The organism is Bradyrhizobium sp. Leo170 (assembly GCF_004296405.1).
Lineage (GTDB): Bacteria > Pseudomonadota > Alphaproteobacteria > Rhizobiales > Xanthobacteraceae > Bradyrhizobium.
In genome coordinates this window covers 1-19,369 of the sequence record NZ_PSRR01000145.1, presented here as the reverse complement: position 1 = coordinate 19,369, position 19,369 = coordinate 1, and the positions used below count along the sequence as shown (strand labels likewise).

At 64.0% G+C, this 19,369-nt stretch carries 19 protein-coding genes and 1 pseudogene; 8 read left to right on the top strand and 12 right to left on the bottom strand.

Features of this window, described 5'->3' with window-relative positions:
• The 3 genes and pseudogenes from CWO89_RS23165 to CWO89_RS23155 all read left to right on the top strand — a co-directional run.
• Nucleotides 1-201, top strand: a pseudogene (locus CWO89_RS23165) (hypothetical protein); the annotation flags it as partial.
• 255 nt (nucleotides 202-456) lie between these two features.
• The gene (locus tag CWO89_RS23160; protein WP_165421293.1) at nucleotides 457-1,599 is read left to right on the top strand and encodes an FAD-dependent monooxygenase; all 1,143 of its coding nucleotides are present in this window, start codon (nucleotides 457-459) and stop codon (nucleotides 1,597-1,599) included.
• On the top strand, nucleotides 1,596-3,203 hold the full coding sequence (locus CWO89_RS23155; RefSeq protein ID WP_130581049.1) for a benzoate-CoA ligase family protein: 1,608 nt from the start codon (nucleotides 1,596-1,598) through the stop codon (nucleotides 3,201-3,203). The genes CWO89_RS23160 and CWO89_RS23155 overlap by 4 nt, the downstream gene beginning before the upstream one ends.
• 168 nt (nucleotides 3,204-3,371) lie before the next feature.
• Here CWO89_RS23155 and CWO89_RS23150 read toward each other — a convergent pair whose 3' ends face one another.
• From CWO89_RS23150 to maiA, 3 genes are read right to left on the bottom strand one after another with little or no spacing between them, the layout of a single operon-like run.
• Nucleotides 3,372-4,559, bottom strand: coding sequence for a 3-hydroxybenzoate 6-monooxygenase (locus CWO89_RS23150; RefSeq protein WP_130581048.1), 1,188 nt, complete (start codon nucleotides 4,557-4,559; stop codon nucleotides 3,372-3,374).
• Nucleotides 4,559-5,074, bottom strand: coding sequence for a MarR family winged helix-turn-helix transcriptional regulator (locus CWO89_RS23145; RefSeq protein ID WP_130581047.1), 516 nt, complete (start codon nucleotides 5,072-5,074; stop codon nucleotides 4,559-4,561). The genes CWO89_RS23150 and CWO89_RS23145 overlap by 1 nt, the downstream gene beginning before the upstream one ends.
• Nucleotides 5,064-5,696, bottom strand: coding sequence for a maleylacetoacetate isomerase (gene maiA / locus CWO89_RS23140; protein WP_130581046.1), 633 nt, complete (start codon nucleotides 5,694-5,696; stop codon nucleotides 5,064-5,066). The genes CWO89_RS23145 and maiA overlap by 11 nt, the downstream gene beginning before the upstream one ends.
• A gap of 105 nt (nucleotides 5,697-5,801) precedes the next feature.
• On the opposite strand from maiA, the gene gtdA reads away from it, so the two are divergent.
• A complete protein-coding gene (gene gtdA / locus CWO89_RS23135; RefSeq protein ID WP_130581045.1) occupies nucleotides 5,802-6,842 on the top strand; it encodes a gentisate 1,2-dioxygenase in 1,041 nt (346 codons plus the stop codon).
• A 214-nt stretch (nucleotides 6,843-7,056) separates the two neighbouring features.
• Here the strand turns inward: gtdA and CWO89_RS23130 are convergent, their stop codons facing one another.
• The 4 genes from CWO89_RS23130 to CWO89_RS23115 all read right to left on the bottom strand — a co-directional run bounded on the left by CWO89_RS23130 (nucleotide 7,057) and on the right by CWO89_RS23115 (nucleotide 11,196).
• Nucleotides 7,057-7,884 (bottom strand): ABC transporter permease, encoded by an 828-nt coding sequence (locus tag CWO89_RS23130; RefSeq protein WP_165421292.1) that lies wholly within the window; start codon nucleotides 7,882-7,884, stop codon nucleotides 7,057-7,059.
• Nucleotides 7,877-8,650 carry an ABC transporter ATP-binding protein gene (locus tag CWO89_RS23125; RefSeq protein WP_130581043.1) on the bottom strand — a complete coding sequence of 258 codons (774 nt, stop codon included), beginning with the start codon at nucleotides 8,648-8,650 and terminating at the stop codon, nucleotides 7,877-7,879. The genes CWO89_RS23130 and CWO89_RS23125 overlap by 8 nt, the downstream gene beginning before the upstream one ends.
• A gap of 138 nt (nucleotides 8,651-8,788) precedes the next feature.
• Nucleotides 8,789-9,793, bottom strand: coding sequence for an ABC transporter substrate-binding protein (locus CWO89_RS23120; RefSeq protein ID WP_130581042.1), 1,005 nt, complete (start codon nucleotides 9,791-9,793; stop codon nucleotides 8,789-8,791).
• An 11-nt stretch (nucleotides 9,794-9,804) separates the two neighbouring features.
• The gene (locus tag CWO89_RS23115) at nucleotides 9,805-11,196 is read right to left on the bottom strand and encodes an FAD-dependent oxidoreductase (RefSeq protein ID WP_130581041.1); all 1,392 of its coding nucleotides are present in this window, start codon (nucleotides 11,194-11,196) and stop codon (nucleotides 9,805-9,807) included.
• Nucleotides 11,197-11,330: 134 nt separating this feature from the next.
• On the opposite strand from CWO89_RS23115, the gene CWO89_RS23110 reads away from it, so the two are divergent.
• Nucleotides 11,331-11,585 (top strand): hypothetical protein, encoded by a 255-nt coding sequence (locus CWO89_RS23110; RefSeq protein ID WP_130581040.1) that lies wholly within the window; start codon nucleotides 11,331-11,333, stop codon nucleotides 11,583-11,585.
• 13 nt (nucleotides 11,586-11,598) lie between these two features.
• On the opposite strand, the gene CWO89_RS23105 is transcribed toward CWO89_RS23110, so the two are convergent.
• The 5 genes from CWO89_RS23105 to CWO89_RS23085 are packed head-to-tail and all read right to left on the bottom strand — an operon-like array spanning nucleotide 11,599 to nucleotide 16,280.
• The gene (locus CWO89_RS23105) at nucleotides 11,599-12,585 is read right to left on the bottom strand and encodes a Bug family tripartite tricarboxylate transporter substrate binding protein (protein ID WP_207234548.1); all 987 of its coding nucleotides are present in this window, start codon (nucleotides 12,583-12,585) and stop codon (nucleotides 11,599-11,601) included.
• Nucleotides 12,582-13,487: an amidohydrolase family protein gene (locus CWO89_RS23100; RefSeq protein ID WP_165421291.1), complete on the bottom strand. Its 906-nt coding sequence runs from the start codon at nucleotides 13,485-13,487 to the stop codon at nucleotides 12,582-12,584. The genes CWO89_RS23105 and CWO89_RS23100 overlap by 4 nt, the downstream gene beginning before the upstream one ends.
• A gap of 14 nt (nucleotides 13,488-13,501) precedes the next feature.
• The gene (locus CWO89_RS23095) at nucleotides 13,502-14,677 is read right to left on the bottom strand and encodes an amidohydrolase family protein (protein ID WP_245476442.1); all 1,176 of its coding nucleotides are present in this window, start codon (nucleotides 14,675-14,677) and stop codon (nucleotides 13,502-13,504) included.
• A gap of 45 nt (nucleotides 14,678-14,722) precedes the next feature.
• Entirely contained in the window at nucleotides 14,723-15,397 is a 675-nt protein-coding gene (locus CWO89_RS23090; RefSeq protein WP_130581038.1) for an RraA family protein, read from the bottom strand.
• A 28-nt stretch (nucleotides 15,398-15,425) separates the two neighbouring features.
• Nucleotides 15,426-16,280: an amidohydrolase family protein gene (locus CWO89_RS23085; RefSeq protein ID WP_130581037.1), complete on the bottom strand. Its 855-nt coding sequence runs from the start codon at nucleotides 16,278-16,280 to the stop codon at nucleotides 15,426-15,428.
• A gap of 124 nt (nucleotides 16,281-16,404) precedes the next feature.
• Here CWO89_RS23085 and CWO89_RS23080 point away from each other — a divergent pair, with 124 nt between their 5' ends.
• From CWO89_RS23080 to CWO89_RS23070, 3 genes are all read left to right on the top strand, one after another.
• Complete coding sequence (locus CWO89_RS23080) at nucleotides 16,405-17,379, top strand: LysR substrate-binding domain-containing protein (RefSeq protein ID WP_130581036.1); 975 nt, start codon at nucleotides 16,405-16,407, stop codon at nucleotides 17,377-17,379.
• 144 nt (nucleotides 17,380-17,523) lie between these two features.
• Complete coding sequence (locus tag CWO89_RS23075) at nucleotides 17,524-18,603, top strand: ABC transporter substrate-binding protein (RefSeq protein WP_130581035.1); 1,080 nt, start codon at nucleotides 17,524-17,526, stop codon at nucleotides 18,601-18,603.
• A gap of 64 nt (nucleotides 18,604-18,667) precedes the next feature.
• The coding region (locus CWO89_RS23070; RefSeq protein ID WP_130581050.1) for an ABC transporter ATP-binding protein at nucleotides 18,668-19,369 on the top strand (702 nt) is incomplete at its 3' end.

Below are 19,369 nucleotides of genomic sequence, written 5' to 3'. Positions count from 1 at the left end.
CCTGCGGCGGGGATCGTGCTGCGGCCCTTGCGTCCGCGCGAAGAACTGCTCGTCGTGCGGTCGGCCTGCGGCGCCGACGTACGCTCGCTGTGCGGCGGCGTTGCGCCGGGAGGCGGCCGGATCGCGCAGTGCCTGGCCTCCAATGCCGCCTCGCTGTCGCCCGCCTGCAAGGAAGTGCTGGGACAGTTCGCGGCGCGGTGAGCCGCGGCGACCAGCCAGCTACTCGCCGCGGAACGCGAGAATGAGCTGAATAAGCCTGACCGAAAGCGCGATCTAGGCAATCGACATCGCGACCTGATACGCGACATGCCAATTCAACTTGGCGAGCTTGGTGAGCCCGGGCGGGTTCCGGCCACGGCGGTCGCCGCTCGCGCAAATTTTCCGGTGGCGCTGCGCGCGTCCCGCGGATAGTCTGGGCGCAAACTCGTAAGTACACTGTCAATTGGGAGGAATATCGTGCGTATCGCCGTGATCGGCGGAGGTCCCGGCGGCCTCTATTTCGCCTATCTCTGGAAGCGGCGACACCCGGACGCGGTCGTCGAACTGTTCGAGCAGAACCCGGCCGATGCGACCTGGGGCTTCGGCGTCGTGTTCTCGGACCAGGCGCTGGAATTCCTGCGCGCCGACGATCCCGAGACAGTCGACGCCATCGCGCCGAACATGGAAAGCTGGAAGAACATTACGCTCAACCTGCGCGGGGAGAGCGTCGAGATCGACGGCATCGGCTTCTCCTCGATCGGCCGGCTTGCGCTGCTCTCGTTGTTGCAGGAGCGCGTCCGCGCGGTCGGCGTCACGGTTCAATTCGACAAAGCGATCCAGTCGGTCGACGCGCTGCAAGGGGTCCAACAAGGCTATGACCTGATCGTCGCCGCGGACGGGCTGAATTCGCTGGTGCGCCGGAGCTTTGAGGGCGATTTCGGCACCTCGCTGTCCTACTCGTCCAACAAGTTCGCCTGGTACGGCACACAGAGGCGGTTCGAGACGCTGTCGCAGACCTTCGTCAAGACCGAACGCGGCGCCTTCAACGCCCATCACTACCGTTATTCACCGACCATGAGCACGTTCCTGGTCGAGTGCGACCGCGCCACCTGGCACGCCTATGGCTTCGCGAACAAGGACGCCGATCACTCCAAGGCCGTGTGCGAGGAGGTGTTTGCCGAGGCGCTCGGCGGGCAGCCGCTGATCTCGAACAAATCGCTGTGGCGCAATTTCCCGTGGATCTGGAACGAGCACTGGTCGTTCAAGAACATGGTGCTGATCGGCGACGCCCTGCACTCGGCGCATTTCTCGATCGGCTCCGGCACCCGCCTTGCGATCGAGGATGCGATTGCGCTGACGAGGGCGCTCGAAGCCGAAGCGCATGTCTCCACCGCCCTCCACCGCTATGAGGCCGAACGCAAGCCGATCGTGAAGAAGCTGGTTACCGCGGCGCGCACCAGTGCGGACTGGTACGAGAAATTCCCCGAGCACATGAAGCTCGACCTGATGGATTTCGCCTTCAGCTACATCACCCGTTCGGGACGGATCGACGACGCGCGGCTGCGCGCGATGTCGCCGAATTTCATGGCAGGCTACGAGGCCTCGAGGAGCAAGTCATGAACGAGATCGCCGACCAGGTACCATCGGACAGTCCGGGCGCGCGCGAGATCGGCTTTGCGCTGCCCGAGCGCTACAACGCAAGCCGCATCCTGTTCGACAATCTCGCGCAGGGCCGCGGCGAACGATTGGCCCTGACAGGTCCGGCGGGAAAGCGCACCTATCGCGAACTTTGCGCTGAGGCCGCGAGCTGGGGCCACGGCTTCGCTTCACTGGGCCTGAAGCGCGGCGACCGCATCCTGCTGTTCCTCGACGATACGCCCGCCTATCCGGCCGCGTTCTTCGGCGCTATCAGCGCCGGCTTCGTGCCGCTTCTTATCAACACGCTGACGCCGCCGGACCTCCTGCAGTTCTATCTTTCGGATGCGAGTGCGACAGTCGCGGTCACTGATGCCGAGTTCTGCTCGCGCTTCAACACTGAGGCTTGCAAGGATACGCCGCTGAAAACGCTCGTGGTCAATGGCGCGGCCGGCGAGCATGCGGTGCCGCAGGCGCTCCTGGCCGATGAATGGCTGCCGCGTTTTTCGGCCGAGCTCACTGAAGCCGACACCCACCGCAACGAGATGGCGTTCTGGATGTACTCGTCCGGCTCGACCGGCCGGCCCAAAGGCATCGTGCATCTGCACCACGATATGGCCTATAGCGAGCAGGCGTTTTCCCGCAACGTGCTGAAGCTGGCACCCGGCGACATCTGCTTCTCGGTGCCGAAGATCTTCTTCGCCTATGGCTTCGGCAATTCCATCACCTTCCCGTTCTCGGTCGGCGCCGCCACGCTGCTCCTGCCCGACCAGCCGAAGCCGGCATCGATCTTCGCGGCGATCGAGCAGTATCGTCCGACCGTGTTCTTCGGCCTGCCGACGCTCTACACCTCGCTGACCAAGGCCGACGGCGCGGCGAGAGTCGATTTCTCCTCGCTGCGCATGGCGATCTCGGCCGCGGAGGTGCTCTCGGCCGACGTCTTCAACGGCTGGAAAGCGCTGACCGGGCTCGAGATCATCGAAGGCCTCGGCTCGACCGAGGTGCTGCACATCTATCTCTGCAACCGCGCGGACAGAAAGAAGCTGGGTGCTGCGGGCGTGCGCGTCCCCGGCTACGAGATCCTGCTGCGCGACAAGGACGGCCGCGAGGTCGCTGACAATGAGGAAGGGATATTGTGGGTGCGCGGCGATTCCAACACGCCGCTCTACTGGAACCGCCCCGACAAGACCGCCGAGACCGTGCGCGAGGGCGGCTGGATTTACACCGGCGACCGTTTCGTCCGCGACAGCGATGGCTTCCACTTTTTCCGTGGCCGCGCCGACGACCTGATCAAGATATCAGGCCAATGGGTCTACCCGCTCGAGGTCGAGCTCTGCCTCGCCGATCATCCTGATGTCCGCGAATGCGCCGTCTTCGCCGCCGAACTGCCCGATAGACGCATGACGCTGAAGGCCGTCGTGGTGATGAACGACCGCGCGTTCGAGGCGGAGGAGACGGCGAAGCGGCTGCAGGATTACGTGAAGGCAAGGCTCTTGCCCTATAAGTATCCGCGCGAGATCAAGTTCATTGACGAACTGCCGAAGACAGGAACAGGCAAGATCGACCGGCAGGCGGTGATGAAGATGTGATGCATACCGCTTCAGCAAACTCACTGTCGTCCCGGGCTTGACCCGGGACCCATAACCACAAATGTGGGTTTGAGAGAACGCCGGAACGACAATCTCGCACAACAATAACCGCCGGGGGTTATGGGTCCCGGGTCAAGCCCGGGACGACGGCGGGGTGTGAGTTGGTGATCACGCGTTCAACCCCGTGCCGCCGTAGAGCCAGGCGAGATCCTGATAGTAATCCTCGGAGGTCTTCGCGCCCATGATGGCGTTGCGGAGGCGGGCGTGGTCGCCGGCGGGATGGTAGATGTGCTCGCCGATCGCGCGCGACCACAATTGCACCTGCGCAGTGCGTGGGAAACGTTGTGCGCGGTAATGCTCGAGCGCCACTGCGTGGTCGTCATGATGCGACAGCATGTGCGACAGGCACACGGCATCCTCCATCGCCTGGCAGGCGCCTTGCGCGAAATATTGCAGCATCGGATGGGCGGCGTCGCCGAGTAGGGCGACGCGGCCGTCGATCCAGCGCTCGTTCGGATCGCGGTCGCACAACACCCAGAGCCGCCAATTCTTGCCGTGACGAATGATGCTTTGCGCACGCTCATGGACGTGCCGAAAGCCCTGCATCACCTCCTCATCGCCAACCGGCTTTCCCGCGACCGGCTCCGGCGCGTCGTTGTGGTAGGTGACGACGAGGTTGAACACTTTCCAGTCCGAGAGCGGATAGTGCACGATGTGGCACTTCGGCCCGGCCCACAAGGTCGCCGCGTTCCAGCGCAGATCCTCCGGCATCTCTTCGGTCGGAATCACCGAACGGTAAGTGGTATGACCGGACACGCGTGGCGGCCCATCCGATGTGACCTGCTTGCGGATGTTCGACCATAGGCCATCGGCGCCGATCAGGAGCCGGCCGGTGACGCACTCGCCAGTGGCGAGCTGCGCGGTGACCGAGGCGCCATCCTGCTCGTAGCCGGTCACCTCGCTGCTGACGCGCAGCTCGATCAGTCCATGCTCGCGGCAGGCGCGCAGGAACACGCCGTGGAGATCGCCGCGATGCACCACGGCATAGGGATTGCCGAACCTGACACGGAACGGCTCGCGCAGGTCGACATGGGTGATCTCTTCGGCGGTGAGCGCATCCATCAGGCGGAGCTGGTCGATATAGACGGCCATCCGCCGCGCGGCCTCGCCGACGCCGAGATAGTCGAAGGCATGGAATGCGTTCGGGCCGAGCTGGATGCCAGCGCCGATCTCACCGAGCGTGGCGGCCTTCTCCAACAGGATCGAGCGGATGCCTTTCTGAGCAAGCCCGAGCGCCGCGGCAAGGCCGCCGATGCCGCCACCTGCGATCAAAACGGGTTGGCTATCCTTTGCCATCAGCCCGACTTCCCGAGATGTTCGAGGGCGTCCTCGGCGCGCAGCGGCACGCGCGAGGCCTCGTTGTTGAGATCGACGAGCTGCGCGAGCAGTGCCATCAGCGTCTTGCGATCGGCGGGCTTGAGGGGCTGCAGCATCCGCGCCTGTGCGCGGTCAACCACGGGCATGATCTCGCGCAGCAGCGAAGCGCCCTGCCGGGTGATGGTGAGCAGCTTGACGCGCTTGTCATCGGAATCGGACTTGCGCTCGATCAGGCCCTTGCCCTGCAGCCGCTCGATCACATTGCCGAGCGTGGAGCGGTCGAACGCGATCACCGCGGACAGTCGCGTCGCATCGATGCCGGGATGGGTGTGGATTGCGATCAGCGCGGCATATTGCACCGGCGTCAGGTCGAACGCCCTGCACTCCTCGACGAAAATCGAGACCGCGATCTGCTGCATCCGCCGGAATAGATAGCCGGGCGCGGTATAGACCGCGTCCATGGTAACAGGGGTTTGCTTGTTGTTATTCGGCATCGACTTGCTTATCCGGGGCGGCGTCGGCAAACGCCTTCATTGCCTTGGCCGCGGCTTCCGCCTTGAGCAGCCGCGGAAAAGCGGTGACATCGACGCCGAAGCGCCGCGCATTGGCAAGCTGCGGCACTAGGCAAAGATCGGCCAGCGTCGGCACAGCACCAAAGCAGAACGGCCCGGCTTCGCCCGCCGCCAATGTCTCGCAGGCCGAAAGCCCCTCGCGGTTCGCCCAAGCCGCCCACTCCGTCACCTTTTCTTCCGGCAGGCCGAGCTGCCGCAGCCGCGCCAGCACTTTCAGGTTCTGCACCGGATGGGTGTCGCAGGCGATGGCCTGCGCGAAAGCGCGGACTTTTGCGCGCTGCAGCGAATCCTCCGGCATTAGCGGCGGTTCGGGATTGACCTCATCGAGCCATTCGATGATGGCGAGCGACTGGGTCAGGATCGCGCCCGCGTCGCTTTCCAATGTCGGCACCAGCCCTTGCGGGTTGATGGCGAGATAGGCCGGAGCGCATTGCTCGCCTTTGCGAAGATGATGCGGCAGGTGCTCAACGGTGAGCCCCTTCAGGTTCAGCGCGATTCGCACGCGATACGCGGCGCTGCTGCGGAAATAGCCGTGCAGCTTCATCGGAACCTCCCTGGTGTCTTCTGATTTTTCTTCAAGTTGACGCTAGCCATATTGTCAGTATGCTGTCAATCAGCGAACAACATAGAAATGGACGGGAGGCCAGCCATGGAAGCGGTGCAGAAGACGCCGGAGCGCGAGGCGTTCTACAAGAAGATCGACGGCGAAAGCCTTTCGGCGCTCTGGAACGTGATGAACGATCTTATCACGCCGGAGCCGAGGAGCGCCTGCCGACCGCACCTCTGGAAGTTCGACCAGATCCGCGACTACATGAACGAGGCGGGCAAGCTGATCACGGCCAAGGAAGCCGAGCGGCGGGTGCTGGTCCTGGAAAACCCCGGCCTGCGCGGACAATCCAAGATCACCACGTCGCTGTTTGCCGGCGTGCAGATGGTGGTGCCCGGCGATATCGCCCCGGCCCACCGCCACAGCCAATCGGCGCTGCGCTTCGTGCTCGAGGGCAAGGGCGCTTATACGTCCGTCGACGGCGAGCGCACCGCGATGTCACCCGGCGATTTCGTGATCACGCCGTCGATGACCTGGCACGACCATTCCAACGAGACCAGCGAGCCGATGTTCTGGCTCGATGGCCTCGACATCCCCATGGTGCAGTTCTTCGATGCCTCTTTCGCCGAGGGCGCGAAGGAGGACCAGCAGCAGATCACAAAACCCGCCGGCGACAGTTTTGCGCGCTATGGTCACAATCTGCTTCCGGTCGATCAGAAGCGCGCCTCGAAGACGTCGCCGATCTTCAACTATCCCTACAGCTACACCCGCGAAGCGCTGGAGCAGGCCAAGGCCCGCGACGAATGGGACGCCTGCCACGGCCTGAAGCTGAAATTCTCCAATCCCGAGACCGGCGATTACGCGATGCCGACCATCGGCACCTTCATCCAGCTCGTCCCCAAGGGCTTCAAGACCGCGCGCTATCGCTCAACCGACGCCACCGTATTCGCCGCAATCGAGGGCAAGGGCCGCACCAGGGTCGGCGAGCAGACCTTCGAATGGGGCCCGCGCGACCTGTTCGTGGTGCCGAGCTGGCACTGGGTCACGCATGAGGCGGATGTGGATTCGGTGCTGTTCAGCTTCTCGGACCGTCCGGTGCAGCAGAAGCTCGACCTGTTCCGCGAAGACCGCGGGAATGCGTGAACTGCTCTCTCCTCGTCATTGCGAGCGAAGCGAAGCAATCCATCTTCCCGCTTGCGGAGGCATGGATTGCTTCGTCGCTTTGCTCCTCGCAATGACGGCGGAGCGTGTCACCGCCCGAGAATTGTAGGGTGGGCAAAGCGCAGCGTGCCCACCTTCAAGCACTCCGCTCGTGATGGTGGGCACGCTGCGCTTTTGCCCACCCTACAAATCCTGGTCACCGCCAGTGGAGCAGCCTCGCCTCAAGCAAATTGATCAGCTTCCCGACCGCGAGCCCGAACAGCGACAGGATCACGACGCCGGCGAGCAACTGATCGGTCTGCATCAGATTGCCGGCCTGCAGCACGAAGGCGCCGATGCCATACTGCGCGCCGATCATCTCCGCGCTCACCACCAATAGCAACGCGACCGAGGCGGTGATGCGGAAGCCAGCCAGGATCGAGGGCAGCGCGCCCGGCCAGATCACGCGGCGCACGATGGCATGGAACGGCACGTTGAAGCTCTGCGCCATCCGGATCAGATTGCGCGGCACCGCATCGACGCCGCTATAGACCGAGATCGCGGTGGAGAAGAACACCCCCAGCGCAATGGTCGCGATCTTGGGCTCTTCGCCGATCCCGAGCCAGAGGATCAGCAGCGGCAGCAGCGCGATCTTCGGAATCGGAAACAACGCCGAGATGAAAGTGATGCCGACGCCGCGCGCCAGCGTCGACAGGCCGATCGCGAAGCCGACGATGACGCCGGCCACCGTGCCGAGCAGCCAGCCAACGCCGATCCGCATCACCGACCAGCCGAGATGCTGCCAGAGCGCGCCTGACATCGCGAGCTTGTAGGTCGCGACCGCGATCGCCGACGGCGGGGGCAGGAACAGCGGATTGACCCATCCGGCGCTGCCCGCCAATTGCCACAGCGCGATGACGAGCGCGAGCGCGATCCAGCCGGAGGCGCGGCCCGTGCTCGGCATAAAACCGGCGCCGCGAAATTCGACCGGCCGCGGTTTGGCGTCCATGTCGGACGGCGTCTCCGATGGCGCGCGGTCAAGCATGCTGGACCTCGCGCTCGGCATCGATCGCCTCCTCGCGGATCAGCGACCACAGCTCCTCCTGCAGCGCCAGCAGTTTTTCGCGCACGTTCCTGTCGCCGCGCTCGCTGCGCGTCATCGCTACCTGCACGACTTTGCGGATGCGCCCGGGCCGGCGCGACAGCACCAGGATGCGGTCCGCAAGCCGCACCGCTTCTTCCAGATTATGCGTGACATAGACCGCGCCCATCGCGCCGTCGGCAAGCAAGCGGACGAAATCCTCCATCAGCAGTTCGCGCGTCTGCGAATCCAGCGCCGACAGCGGCTCGTCCATCAACAGGATCGCCGGCTTCACGGCCAGCGCCCGCGCAATGCCGACGCGCTGGCGCATGCCGCCGGAGAGTTGCTTCGGATAGGTGCCACGAAAATCCGAGAGCCCGGTACGGCGCAGCGCGTCCTCGACGACGGCGCGGCGCTCCGCTACGTCGAGCGCAGTATGCTGCAGTGGGAACGCGACGTTTTCCTCCACCGTGCACCAGGGCAGCAGCGCGAAATCCTGGAACACGAAGGTCAGAGGATTGAGGCTGTCTTTCGGCGGCGCGCCGCGCAACTTGGCCGCGCCGCCGGTCGGCCGCAACAGGCCACCGAGGATCGACAGCAGCGTGCTCTTGCCGCAGCCAGAGGGCCCGACGATCGCGACCACCTCGCCCGCGCGAACCGTGAACGAGACGTCGTCGAGCACGTCGAGCGTGTCGAAGCGGTGGCTAATATGGTCGGCGATCAGGTCCATCTGGCTCTTGCTTGGCTCCGCATTTCGTTCTCGCTCGTCATGCCCCGGGGCTTGTCCCGGGCATCCGCGTCTTTCTTTCCCTGGTTACAAAGTGCGTGGATGGCCGGGACAAGCCCGGCCATGACGGCGACTACGGTATCAATCCGGCTTCACATATTCCTTTGCGATGATGCTATCCGCGTCAAAACCCTTGTCGACGAAGCCCTGCTCCTGCAGCCAGGAAATCTGGTTGGCAACATTCTTGACGTCGAGCTTGCCGTCCGGATCGATATAGGCGCAATTGCCGACCACCTGCTCGACCGGCAGGTGGGTGTATTTGGCGATGATGTCGAGCAGCGGTTTTGTCTTTTCGTTGATCGGCGCCTTACCATCCTTCATCGCGGCGAGAATCACGTCGTGATATTCGCGATCGGCCTTCACCAAAGCTGCAAGCAATTTCGTCACCAGCGGCTTGTTCGCCAGCGTCTTGGGCGAGGCGAAGACGGCGCCAAGCTGCCACGGCGTCTCGTCGCCGACCCAGCCGAGGAGCTTGGCACCGCCAGTCTCCATCAGCGGGCGTGCAGTCGAGACCGGCAGCAGCGCGGCATCGACGGTCTCGCCCTTCAGCGCGGCGGCCGCGTTCGAGAGCGATTGCAGCGGCACCACCTTCACGTCCGAAAGCTTGAAGCCGTATTTATCGGCGAGCAGGCCGAGCGAATAGTGAAAGCTCGAGCCGACCTGCGTCACCGCTACGCGCTTGCCCGCAAGATCCTTCGGCGTCTTCAGGCCAGCCGCATAGGCATTATTGCTGGCGAAATAGCCGATCAGGGGATAGCCGGCCTTCTCGCGGCTCATGCCGCCGATCACTTTCAGCGTGCCCTTGCCGGCGAGATTGTAGAGCCCGGCCGTGAAGGCGGTGACGCCGAAATCGACATCACCCGAGGTGGTGGCGACCGCGATTGGCTGCGCCGCGTCGAAGAATTTCAGTTCGACATCGAGTCCGGCCTCACGGAAATAGCCCTTGTCCTGCGCGATGAACACCGGCGCCGAGGACGACAGGCGGAGCACGCCGATCTTGGCTTTCGAGAGCTCATCGGCCCGTGCGATCCCGCTCGCCGTCAGTGCCAGCAGGCCCGCAAGCGCGAGCCGCACAAAATACTTCATCCGCGTCCTCCTCACAATCCGGCAGGTACTTGCTGGTCGCACCCGATGAAGGCGCCCTGCTGTTTCAGCCCCTGTTGCAGTCTGTCTACCGCGATGTCGCGTGGCATGGTATTGCCCGACAGCGCGAGCGCGGCGGCCGAGCCTGCCGCCTCTCCCATCGCAAAGCAGGCGCCGGAGACCCGCGCCGCCGACTGTCCCTCGTGGGTCATCGAGGCGCAGCGCCCGGCGACGAGGAGATTGTCAACGCGCTCAGGCACCAGCATGCGATAGGGCAGTTCGTTGAAGCCGCGCGATTCCGGGATCGGCGGGAACTTGAAGATGACGTCACCGGCGACATGAGCCTCGATCGGCCAGCCATTGACGCCGATGGAATCGTCGAATGAGGCGCAGCCCAGCACGTCCTCGCCGCTGAGCTGGTAACCACCGACCACGCGTCTTGTTTCGCGGATGCCGAGCTGCGGCGGCAGGTCAACGATGTAGGAGTTCTCGAAGCCCGGCACCGTGCGCAGGAATTCGAACGCCTGGATCGCCTGGCGCCGGCCCTCGATCTCGCCGCGGGTGAGGTCATTGGGCTCCAGGCCATTGACGGCGGTGCCGTCCTCGCGTGCGAGCTGGGTGAAGTTCACCCGCCACTCGATCGGCGAGCGCTGCGGTCGCACGATCGCGGCCTTGCGCGGAAACTTGTGGGTGCCGGCGGCTTCGGCCTTTTCCATCAGCGCCGGTATCGTCCGCCACGCGTCACCGGCTTTCTCGGGATCGATGCCGTTGAGACGGAACATCATGGATGGATAGAGCATGCTGCCCTTGACATCGCCAACCTCGTACGGCGCGCCGGCCCAGGCGGCGAGATCGCCATCACCGGAGCAATCGATGAAGATGCTTGCCAATACCGCCTGGCGGCCGGCCTTGGTCTCGACCATCAGCGCGCCGACGCGCTGCTCGTCATCCATCACCACGCCGGCGCCGAGCGCATGGAAGAGGATATCGACCTTGTGGCTCGCCAGGAGATCATCGGCCGCGATCTTGTAGGCAGCGGTGTCATAGGCCTGCGCCAGGATCTTGCCGAGGATCAGATGCGGCTTGTTCAGCCCGTTCAGCCGGTCGATTCGATCCAGCAGATCGGAGGCGATGCCCTGGACCACCCGATGCGCTTGGCCGTGGACGTTGGCGTGCAGCCCGCAAAAATTGGTCACGCCCGCGGCCGTGCCCATGCCGCCGAGGAAGCCGTAGCGTTCGATCAGGAGCGTGCGCCGCCCCGCACGCGCCGCGGCAACCGCGGCCGCAATCCCGGCGGGCCCGCCACCGAGCACCGCGACTTCATATTCGCCATAAATCGGCACGCGCCGTGCGGGTTCTTCGATGGTCTTTGGCACGTTTGCTTCCCGGAAGTGACCCGCCCTCATGGCCGGCCAGAGGATTTTGTTATCGCAACAACGGGCTAGCAAAGAATGCGGCGCCGGGAAATGGCTCGCGCGCAAAGTTGATGTTGCTCCCGTTTCACGGAACTGAGACAACGGGCCGGTAAAGGACGGGCGACATGAAACTTTTGAGCCTCATAACCCTCGGCCTCATGGCCGGCGTCGTCCCCGCTTCGGCGGCGGTGGAGCAATGCCGGTTCATCCAGGCGAAGGCCGAGCGGGAAGCCTGCTACGAGCGGCAGGCCGTGGCGCTCGATGCCAAGCGCAAGCCGGAGCCGGTCTACGACAGCAAGCCGATGGAATCGCTGCAGCAGATGCGGCGGGATGACGAAGAGGTCTACAAGAGCTTGCGCAGCATCTGCCGCGGCTGCTGAGCGGCGCGAAAGATCACTCGGCCTTGATCTTGGCGGTGCGGATGATGTTGCCCCAGCGTTCGGTCTCGGACTTGATGAAGGCGCGGAAATCCTCGGGCGAACCGCCTTTGACCACGGCGCCCATCTCGCGAAGGCTGTCCTTTACCTTCTGATCGCCGAGCGCGAGGTCGATCTCCTTGTTCAGCCGCGACACGATCTCCTTGGGCGTGCCGGCCGGAACCAGGAAGCCCCACCAGACGGTGGCCTCGACGCCGGGGAAACCAGCCTCGGTGACAGTCGGGACATCCGGCAGCAGCACCAGCCGCTCGCGCGAGCTGACGGCGACCGGCCGTAGCTGGTTGGCGCGGATCTGCGGCATGCCCTGCACGGGATCGACGAACATGAAGGAGACGCGGCCGGCGATGATATCGACCATCGCCTGCGCGCCGCCCTTGTACGGCACATGCAGCGCCTGGATGCCGGTCACCTGCTTGAAGATCTCCGCCGCAAGATGGCCCGACGTGCCGGTGCCGGCGGAGGCAAAGGTGAGCTTGTCCGGCGCCGCCTTGGCCATATCGACCAGGTCCTTGACGGTCTTGGCCTCGAATTGCGGCTGCACCACCAGGATCAGGGGCGAGTAGCCGACAAGGGCGACCGGCTCGAGGTCCTTCTCCGCGTTGAAGGGCAGGCTGTCGAACAATGCCTCATTGGTCGCCAGATTGTTGGCGGCGATCAGCACATTGTAGCCGTCGGGATCGGACTTGGCGACGAAGGCGGTCGCGATGTTGCCGCTGGCGCCGGGCCGGTTCTCGATCACGACCGGCTGGCCGAGCTGCGGACCGGCCTGCTGCATCACGGTGCGCGCGACGATATCGACCGCGCCGCCCGCCGAGAACGGCACCGCGACATGGATCGGGCGCTCGGGATAACCGGCGGCACGCGCCATTCTGGGCATGCCGGGCAATAGCGTAACGCCGGCAAGCAGCGACAGGATGGTGCGTCGGTTGATCTGGTCGGTCACAAGCGGGCCTCGTTCGATGTTGCTGGTTTGACGGCACCGCCTGTTTCGGGCCAGCGCAGCAGCGCCGCGGCGGTGCCGCCGAGAACCTGCCGACGATCGTCTTCGGTCAGGAACGGAAGTTCGCGCCGCATGTGATCGAGGCATTCGAGATAGGAGCACGGCAGGCGCGTGAGATCGGATCCCCACATGATGCGATCGGCGCCGAACGCCTCGAAGGTTCGCCGCAGATAAGGCTCCAGGCTGGCGAACGGATAGGCGCTGTCCGTGTAGCAAGGCAGCGAGCTCGCCTTGATCGCGATGTTCGGAAACTGCGCCAGTGCGAGCAATTCGTCGAGATCGGCGAAACAGGGCTGATCGCGCAGCGCGCTCTGCCGCGCCATGTGATCAAGGATGATGGTGAGGCCTGGATAGCGCTCCGCAAGCGCGGCGATCTCCTTGAGCAGGCCAGGCGCGAGCGCCATCAGCGGAATGCCCAGGCGCTGGCAGTCCGACCAGAACCATTCGATGCTGCCGGGCACGAGCCACCGCGCCCATTGCGGCTTGTAGAAGGTCATGCGGATGCCGAGCATCCCCGGCTGGTCGAGCCAGGTCTGCAGCCGCTCGCGCGCGCCAGCTGCATCCGGGTTGAAGCGGCCCATCACCGCGAACCGCTCGGGAAACCGTTGAGCTGCTTCGAGCGCCGTATCGTTGGAATCGCCGACCGGGGACGGCGGCACGATCACCGCGCGGTCGACGCCGGTGCGGTCCATCATCCCGATCACTTCATCCGCGCCCAGCGGCTCGGGGCGATGCGGCCGCGCGCCGGGGACCGCAACAAAGGACGGTTTGCCGATCTGCTCGGCCGGCCACGGCCGATCGGGCCGATGCGCTTCCCAGAGATGAACCTGCGAGTCCGTGATCAATGCGCGCTCCCGTCTCAATTAAAGATGTCAGCGGGAATGCGGCTGAACACGCGCCGCGCATTGCCGGCGAGGATCGCGCGCTTCTCATCCGCGCTCAGCAGCGTCGAGTCATCGATGTAACGCCGCGTATGGTCGTAGTTGAAACCGGTCTCGGGATCGATGCCCTTCACCGCACCCAGCATCTCCGAGGCAAACAGAATGTTCTCGGCCGGGATCACCTTCGTCAGCAGGTCGATGCCGGGCTGATGGTAGACACAGGTGTCGAAGAACACATTCCTGAGCATACTTTCGGACAATGGCGGCCGCTTCTGGTCCTGCGCGATGCCGAGGTAGCGGCCCCAGTGATAAGGAATGGCGCCGCCGCCATGCGGGATGATCAGCTTCAGCGTCGGAAAATCCTTGAACAGGTCCGACATCAGGAACTGCATGAAGGCGGTGGTGTCGCCGTTGATATAGTGGCTGCCGGTGGTGTGGAAGACCGGATTGGCGGCGGCGCTGACATGGATCATCGCGGGCATGTCGAGCTCGACCATCTTCTCATAGAGCGGGTACCACCAGCGGTCGGTCAGCGGCGGATCCTTCCAGTAGCCGCCGCTCGGGTCCGGATTGAGGTTGCAGCCGACGAAGCCGAGCTCCTCGACGCAGCGGGTCAGCTCAGTGATGCAGTTCTTCGGCGCAACGCCGGGCGACTGCGGCAACTGGCAGACGCCGATGAAATTCTTCGGATAGAGTTTTGTCAGCCGATAGATCAGGTCGTTCGAGACTCGCGACCAGGCCTCGCTGACCGCCGCGTCCCCGATATGATGGCTCATACCCGAGGCGCGCGGGGAGAACAGCGTCACCGACGTGCCGCGCTCGCGTTGCAGCCGCAGTTGTGCGCCTTCGACCGATTGCCGCAACTCGTCGTCGCTGACCTTGAGCTCGTCAATCGAAGGCATCTGCGAGCGATCGCCGATCGCCGCGATCTGACGCTTGCGCCAATCGAGCAGCGCCTGCGGCTCCGTGGTGTAATGGCCGTGGCAGTCGATGATCGGTCCGCCGGCGGCCTGTGCGCGCCGCAATCCTTCCGTAGCCTCGATATTAGTTGGAGGCGAAAAAGACCTGCCCGAAGCCATCATGGCCTGGAACACAGGCGGGCTGCCGCAACACGAACAGCCGTTCGGGTGGATCGATCCGGAAAAAGCAAACACGGCATGCTCCCTTGCGAACGTCGCGTGCGACGTCGCTGTCAAACGTCAATCGTCAATCTTGCAACCGAGCCGGGTCAGCGTGGCGTCGACCCAGGAGCGATCGAGCTTGCCCTCCTTGATCAAAGCGAGCTGCTTGATCTCGGCCTGGTGCTTGGCCTCGGTCGCCTTCAGCACTTCGGCCGTGACATCGAAGGGCACACAGACGATGCCGTCGCCGTCGCCAACGATCAGATCACCAGGCGCGATCACCATGCCGTCGATCGCGACCGGCACGTTGATCTCGCCGGGGCCGTCCTTGTAGGGGCCGCGATGGGTGACGCCGGCGGCATAGACCGGGAACGTGCCGGCATGGAGGGTGTCGTAATCGCGGATCGAACCGTAGATGACGATACCGGCGATCCCGCGACGCTCGGCCTGCGCCGCCATCATCTCGCCGATCAGGGAATTGGTGAGGTCGCCGCCGCCGTCGACCACGATCACATCACCGGGCTCGGCGATGTCGATCGCCTTGTGTACCATCAGATTGTCGCCGGGGCGCGTCTTTACCGTGAAGGCCGGACCTGCGAGCACGCCCTCCTTGTGGATCGGCCGAAGCGCCGCGCCGCCCGCGGTCATCCGCGACATGGAGTCACTGACATTGGCGACCGGCAGCTCGCGGAATTTTGCGACGGTATCCGCATCGACTTGGCGCACGCGTTTGCAAATCTGGAATCCAATCATCGCCTCGCCTCCCTTGCCACTCCAGTTGTCATTTGAAGAGATCGCGGCCGCCGGCCTGCTTGATGTATTTGATGAAGTTGCCGGCGAAGATCGCCTTGCGATCGGCCTGGTTAAGGAAATCGCATTCCTCACTGATGAAGGTCACTGACTGCGGATAGGTGCAGGCGCGCAGCACCGGCGGATAGTTCGATCCCCAGATCATCTTGTCCGGACCGATATGCTCGTAGAGTTCGCGGAAGCGCTGCTTCGAAGTCGGATACGGATATTTCTCGTCGTCCGGCGCGGCCTCTGGAAAATACGACACCTTCATCCAGATGTTTGGCTGTTCGCCGAGCTTGAGGATTTCGGGCCAGTTCCAGTAGCGGTCGGTGTAGGGCGGCATGCGGCGCAGCCCCATATGGTCGAGCATGATCAGGATGCCCGGATAGCGCTTCACCACGTCGTGCAGCTCTTCGGTCTGGTACGGCGCGAACAGTTCGAGCGGGATCTGGAGCTTTTCTATCGCGGCGAGGAAATCATTCAGCAGGCCCTGCCGCAGCCAGCTATTGTAGGGCGGCTGGTGCAGCGTGATGCGCACGCCCAGCATGCCCTCCTGCGCCATGAACTGCTTCAGCCGGCCCTCATTGTCTGGCAGCAGCGGATCGAACCGACCGAACACCCCCACCACCCGATCCCTGTGTTTGGCCGCCGCTTCCAGCGAATAGCGGTTGTCGTAGCCCATCAACGACGCCGTGACCTGGACGATATGGGTGACGCCGGCCTTGTCGGCCTCCTTCAGGAGATCCTCCGCCAGCATCTCCTCGCCCCAATGGATCCCGTTGGGATCGTGCGGCCGCGCGGGGGTGGATCGTTCCCAGTAGTGCAGATGCGTGTCGATGATCATGGGACAAGGGCCTCTAGCAGGGCGTTCCTCGGGTTATCTCTGGTTTCCGCCGGTGTAGGCGCAGCCGGCCCATTCCGTCCAATATGATATTGACAGCCCGGCTATACGTTTTGACTATAAGAAGATGGATTATCGCCAGCTTCGCTATTTCATTGCCGTGGCCGAAGAGCTCAGCTTCAGCCGCGCCGCCCGACGCCTGAACATCAGCCAGCCGCCGCTCAGCATCCAGATCAAGGCGATCGAGGCCGAGGTCGGGACGACCCTGTTCAGCCGCAATCGGCGTAAGGTCGAACTGACGCCTGCTGGCGAGGTGCTGCTGGACAATGCGCGGCGCGCGGTGAAGCAGCTCGAGCAGACCACCGAGGCGGTGCGCCGCGCCAGCCGAGGCGAGGCCGGTACCATCCGGCTCGCCTTCACCAGCTCGGTTCCGATGCGGGAAGCCTTCGCGCAGATGCTGCGCGCCTTCCGCAGCCGCTATCCCGACGTGCAGATCGAATTGCAGCACATGGGCACCGGCTCGCAATTCGCAGCGCTCGCCGACGATCAGATCGATTTCGGCATCCTGCGGCCGCCGGCCGTGCTGCAAAAGAACCGCAATATCAAGCTGATGCCGTTATGGCGCGACCGGTCGCGGCTGTTCTTTCCGTCGACCCATCGCCTCGCCGCCTCCACCGCCCCGGTCGAGATGACCGAGCTGGTCGATCAGCCGTTTGTCGGCGTCGAACCGATCGTCAATTGCGGCATGCATGAACATCTGATGACGCTGTGCGGCGCGGCCGGCTTCACGCCGCGCATCGAGCAGGAAGCGCGTGAGCTCAACACCGTGCTCGGCCTCGTCTCGGCGGGGCTCGGCATCGCCGTGCTGCCGGAATGCTATACCTGCATGGCGATACCGGGTGTCTCCAGCCGTCCTATCGCAGGCATCGACGCCGAGAGCTGGCTCATGATCGCGATGCGCGATCGCAACATGCAACCGCTGATGCAGCGCTTCATCGACGTCGCCTGCAACCTCGGCGGCGCGGATGCACCGCATCTGGTGCCGTCGAAGACGGTCAACGAACGCGCCAAGGCGCAGGCGAAGATCGTCCCGTTGCGCTAAGTGTCCGCAGCCGCGAAGCCGACTGATCGCCTCCGTGCATCGTGTGATATCGAAAAGCTAGCACTCCGATATCTTTCGCAAATCCAAGCGAGGAGAATTTCGCTTTGCGCCGCTTCCCGCGCCGGCGAAGCGTTGACATCTGTCATGACCAGTCTGATGTTGACCGCCAACGGACGACAACAGAAATCGAGGGAGGGGCAGTTGATCATCACGCGACGACACGCCCTTATGGGAAGCGCTGCATTGCTCGCAGCTCCGGCGCTCATCGTGAAGACGTCGACGCCCGCGCGCGCGGAGGAAGGACAGATCAGGATCGTCCGGCAGCCCGGCATGGGTCATCTGCCGCTGACCCTGATGATGGAATTGAACCTGCTGGAAAAGCATCTGAAGGCGGCCGGCATCGACAAGCCCGCTGTCAGCATGCGTGTCGTCAGCGGCAGCACCGCGACCTCGGACGCGGTGATCTCGGGCAACGCCGACATGACCAGCGGCGCGCTGACCTCGCTGCTCACGCTGTGGGACAAGACGAAGGGCAAGTACCAGGCGCTCTGCGCCATCACCACGCAGCCGATGCAGCTCGACACCATCAACCCCGCGGTGAAATCGGTCGCCGATTTCACTGATAACGACCGCATCGGCCTGCCGGGCGTGAAGACGTCCTATCACGCGATCGTGCTGCAGATGGAGACGGCGCGGCTCTGGGGCATCGACCAATATGCGCGGCTCGATCATTTGACCGTGTTCATCTCACCGCCGGATGGCGTGATCGCGATGCTATCAGGCAAGTCGCAGATTTCAGCGCATTTCACCTCGGCGCCGTTCATGTATCAGGAGCGCGAGGGCGGCAAGGCGCGCAAGATCCTCGATTCCTATGACGTGCTCGGCGGCCCGCATGTGTTCGGCACGATCTGGGGCTCGGCGGCCTATTTCGAGAAGAACCCGGTGACGACGAAGGCGCTGCTCGCAGCGCTGTCTGAAGTCATGGATCTCGTCAAGAACGATCCGCGCGGCATGGCGCAGACCTATATCAAGGCCGACAATCTCAAATTCCCGCCCGAGTTCGTCGAGAGCATGCTGCGCGATCCCCAGAACATCTTCGAGCTGGCGCCGCGCAACAGCATGAAGTTCGCCGAATTCCAGAACAGGATCGGCTTGATCAAGACCAAGCCTGCGAGCTGGAAGGACTATTACGCGCCGGCTGTCCATCACCTGCAGGGTTCGTGATCCGTCGTTTGGGAGGTCTCCATGATTGAGCGCAGGCATTGCTGGTTCCAGCATCGGCAAGGATATGGCTGAGCCGCTTCTCGATGTCGACCGCGTCACGCTGCGCTACAAGACGCCGCAATCGCTGGTGACCGCCACCCATCGCGTCAAATTCCGTGTCGAGCGCGGCGACCGCTACGTGCTGCTCGGCCCCTCTGGCTGCGGCAAGTCGACCCTGCTCAAGGCGGTCGGCGGCTATCTGTTTCCGAGCGAAGGCGCCATCCGCATCAACGGCCGCAAGGTCGACGGCCCCGGCGCCGACCGCATGATGGTGTTCCAGGAGTTCGACCAGCTCCTGCCATGGAAGACGGTCGCCGAGAACGTCGCGTTTCCGCTCCGCGTCGCGCGCAAGCTCTCCAAGGCCGAGGCCAATGAGCGCGCCCGTGCCTATATCGACAAGGTCAACCTGACCAAATTCGCCGACAGCTACACGCACACGCTTTCGGGCGGCATGAAGCAGCGCGTCGCGATCGCGCGCGGCATGGCGATGGAGCCGGACATCCTCCTGATGGACGAGCCTTTCGCCGCGCTGGACGCGCTGACCCGGCGGCGCATGCAGGATGAACTCCTGCAATTGTGGGCCGATACGCACTTCACTGTGCTGTTCGTGACCCATTCGATCGCGGAGGCGATCCGGATCGGCAGCCGCATCCTCCTGCTCTCGCCGCATCCGGGTCGCGTCAAGGCCGAGATCGAGGACGTGGCCGCCGTCGGCGGTGACAGCCGG

What these genes read in the sequence shown, in the direction of transcription:
- CWO89_RS23155 (WP_130581049.1), top strand. Translation starts at nt 1,596, where the DNA reads ATGAACGAGATCGCCGACCAGGTACCATCGGACAGTCCGGGCGCGCGC.
- CWO89_RS23150 (WP_130581048.1), bottom strand. Translation starts at nt 4,559, where the DNA reads ATGGCAAAGGATAGCCAACCCGTTTTGATCGCAGGTGGCGGCATCGGC.
- CWO89_RS23145 (WP_130581047.1), bottom strand. Translation starts at nt 5,074, where the DNA reads ATGCCGAATAACAACAAGCAAACCCCTGTTACCATGGACGCGGTCTAT.
- maiA (WP_130581046.1), bottom strand. Translation starts at nt 5,696, where the DNA reads ATGAAGCTGCACGGCTATTTCCGCAGCAGCGCCGCGTATCGCGTGCGA.
- gtdA (WP_130581045.1), top strand. Translation starts at nt 5,802, where the DNA reads ATGGAAGCGGTGCAGAAGACGCCGGAGCGCGAGGCGTTCTACAAGAAG.
- CWO89_RS23130 (WP_165421292.1), bottom strand. Translation starts at nt 7,884, where the DNA reads ATGCTTGACCGCGCGCCATCGGAGACGCCGTCCGACATGGACGCCAAA.
- CWO89_RS23125 (WP_130581043.1), bottom strand. Translation starts at nt 8,650, where the DNA reads ATGGACCTGATCGCCGACCATATTAGCCACCGCTTCGACACGCTCGAC.
- CWO89_RS23120 (WP_130581042.1), bottom strand. Translation starts at nt 9,793, where the DNA reads ATGAAGTATTTTGTGCGGCTCGCGCTTGCGGGCCTGCTGGCACTGACG.
- CWO89_RS23115 (WP_130581041.1), bottom strand. Translation starts at nt 11,196, where the DNA reads ATGAGGGCGGGTCACTTCCGGGAAGCAAACGTGCCAAAGACCATCGAA.
- CWO89_RS23110 (WP_130581040.1), top strand. Translation starts at nt 11,331, where the DNA reads ATGAAACTTTTGAGCCTCATAACCCTCGGCCTCATGGCCGGCGTCGTC.
- CWO89_RS23090 (WP_130581038.1), bottom strand. Translation starts at nt 15,397, where the DNA reads ATGATTGGATTCCAGATTTGCAAACGCGTGCGCCAAGTCGATGCGGAT.
- CWO89_RS23085 (WP_130581037.1), bottom strand. Translation starts at nt 16,280, where the DNA reads ATGATCATCGACACGCATCTGCACTACTGGGAACGATCCACCCCCGCG.
- CWO89_RS23080 (WP_130581036.1), top strand. Translation starts at nt 16,405, where the DNA reads ATGGATTATCGCCAGCTTCGCTATTTCATTGCCGTGGCCGAAGAGCTC.
- CWO89_RS23075 (WP_130581035.1), top strand. Translation starts at nt 17,524, where the DNA reads ATGACCAGTCTGATGTTGACCGCCAACGGACGACAACAGAAATCGAGG.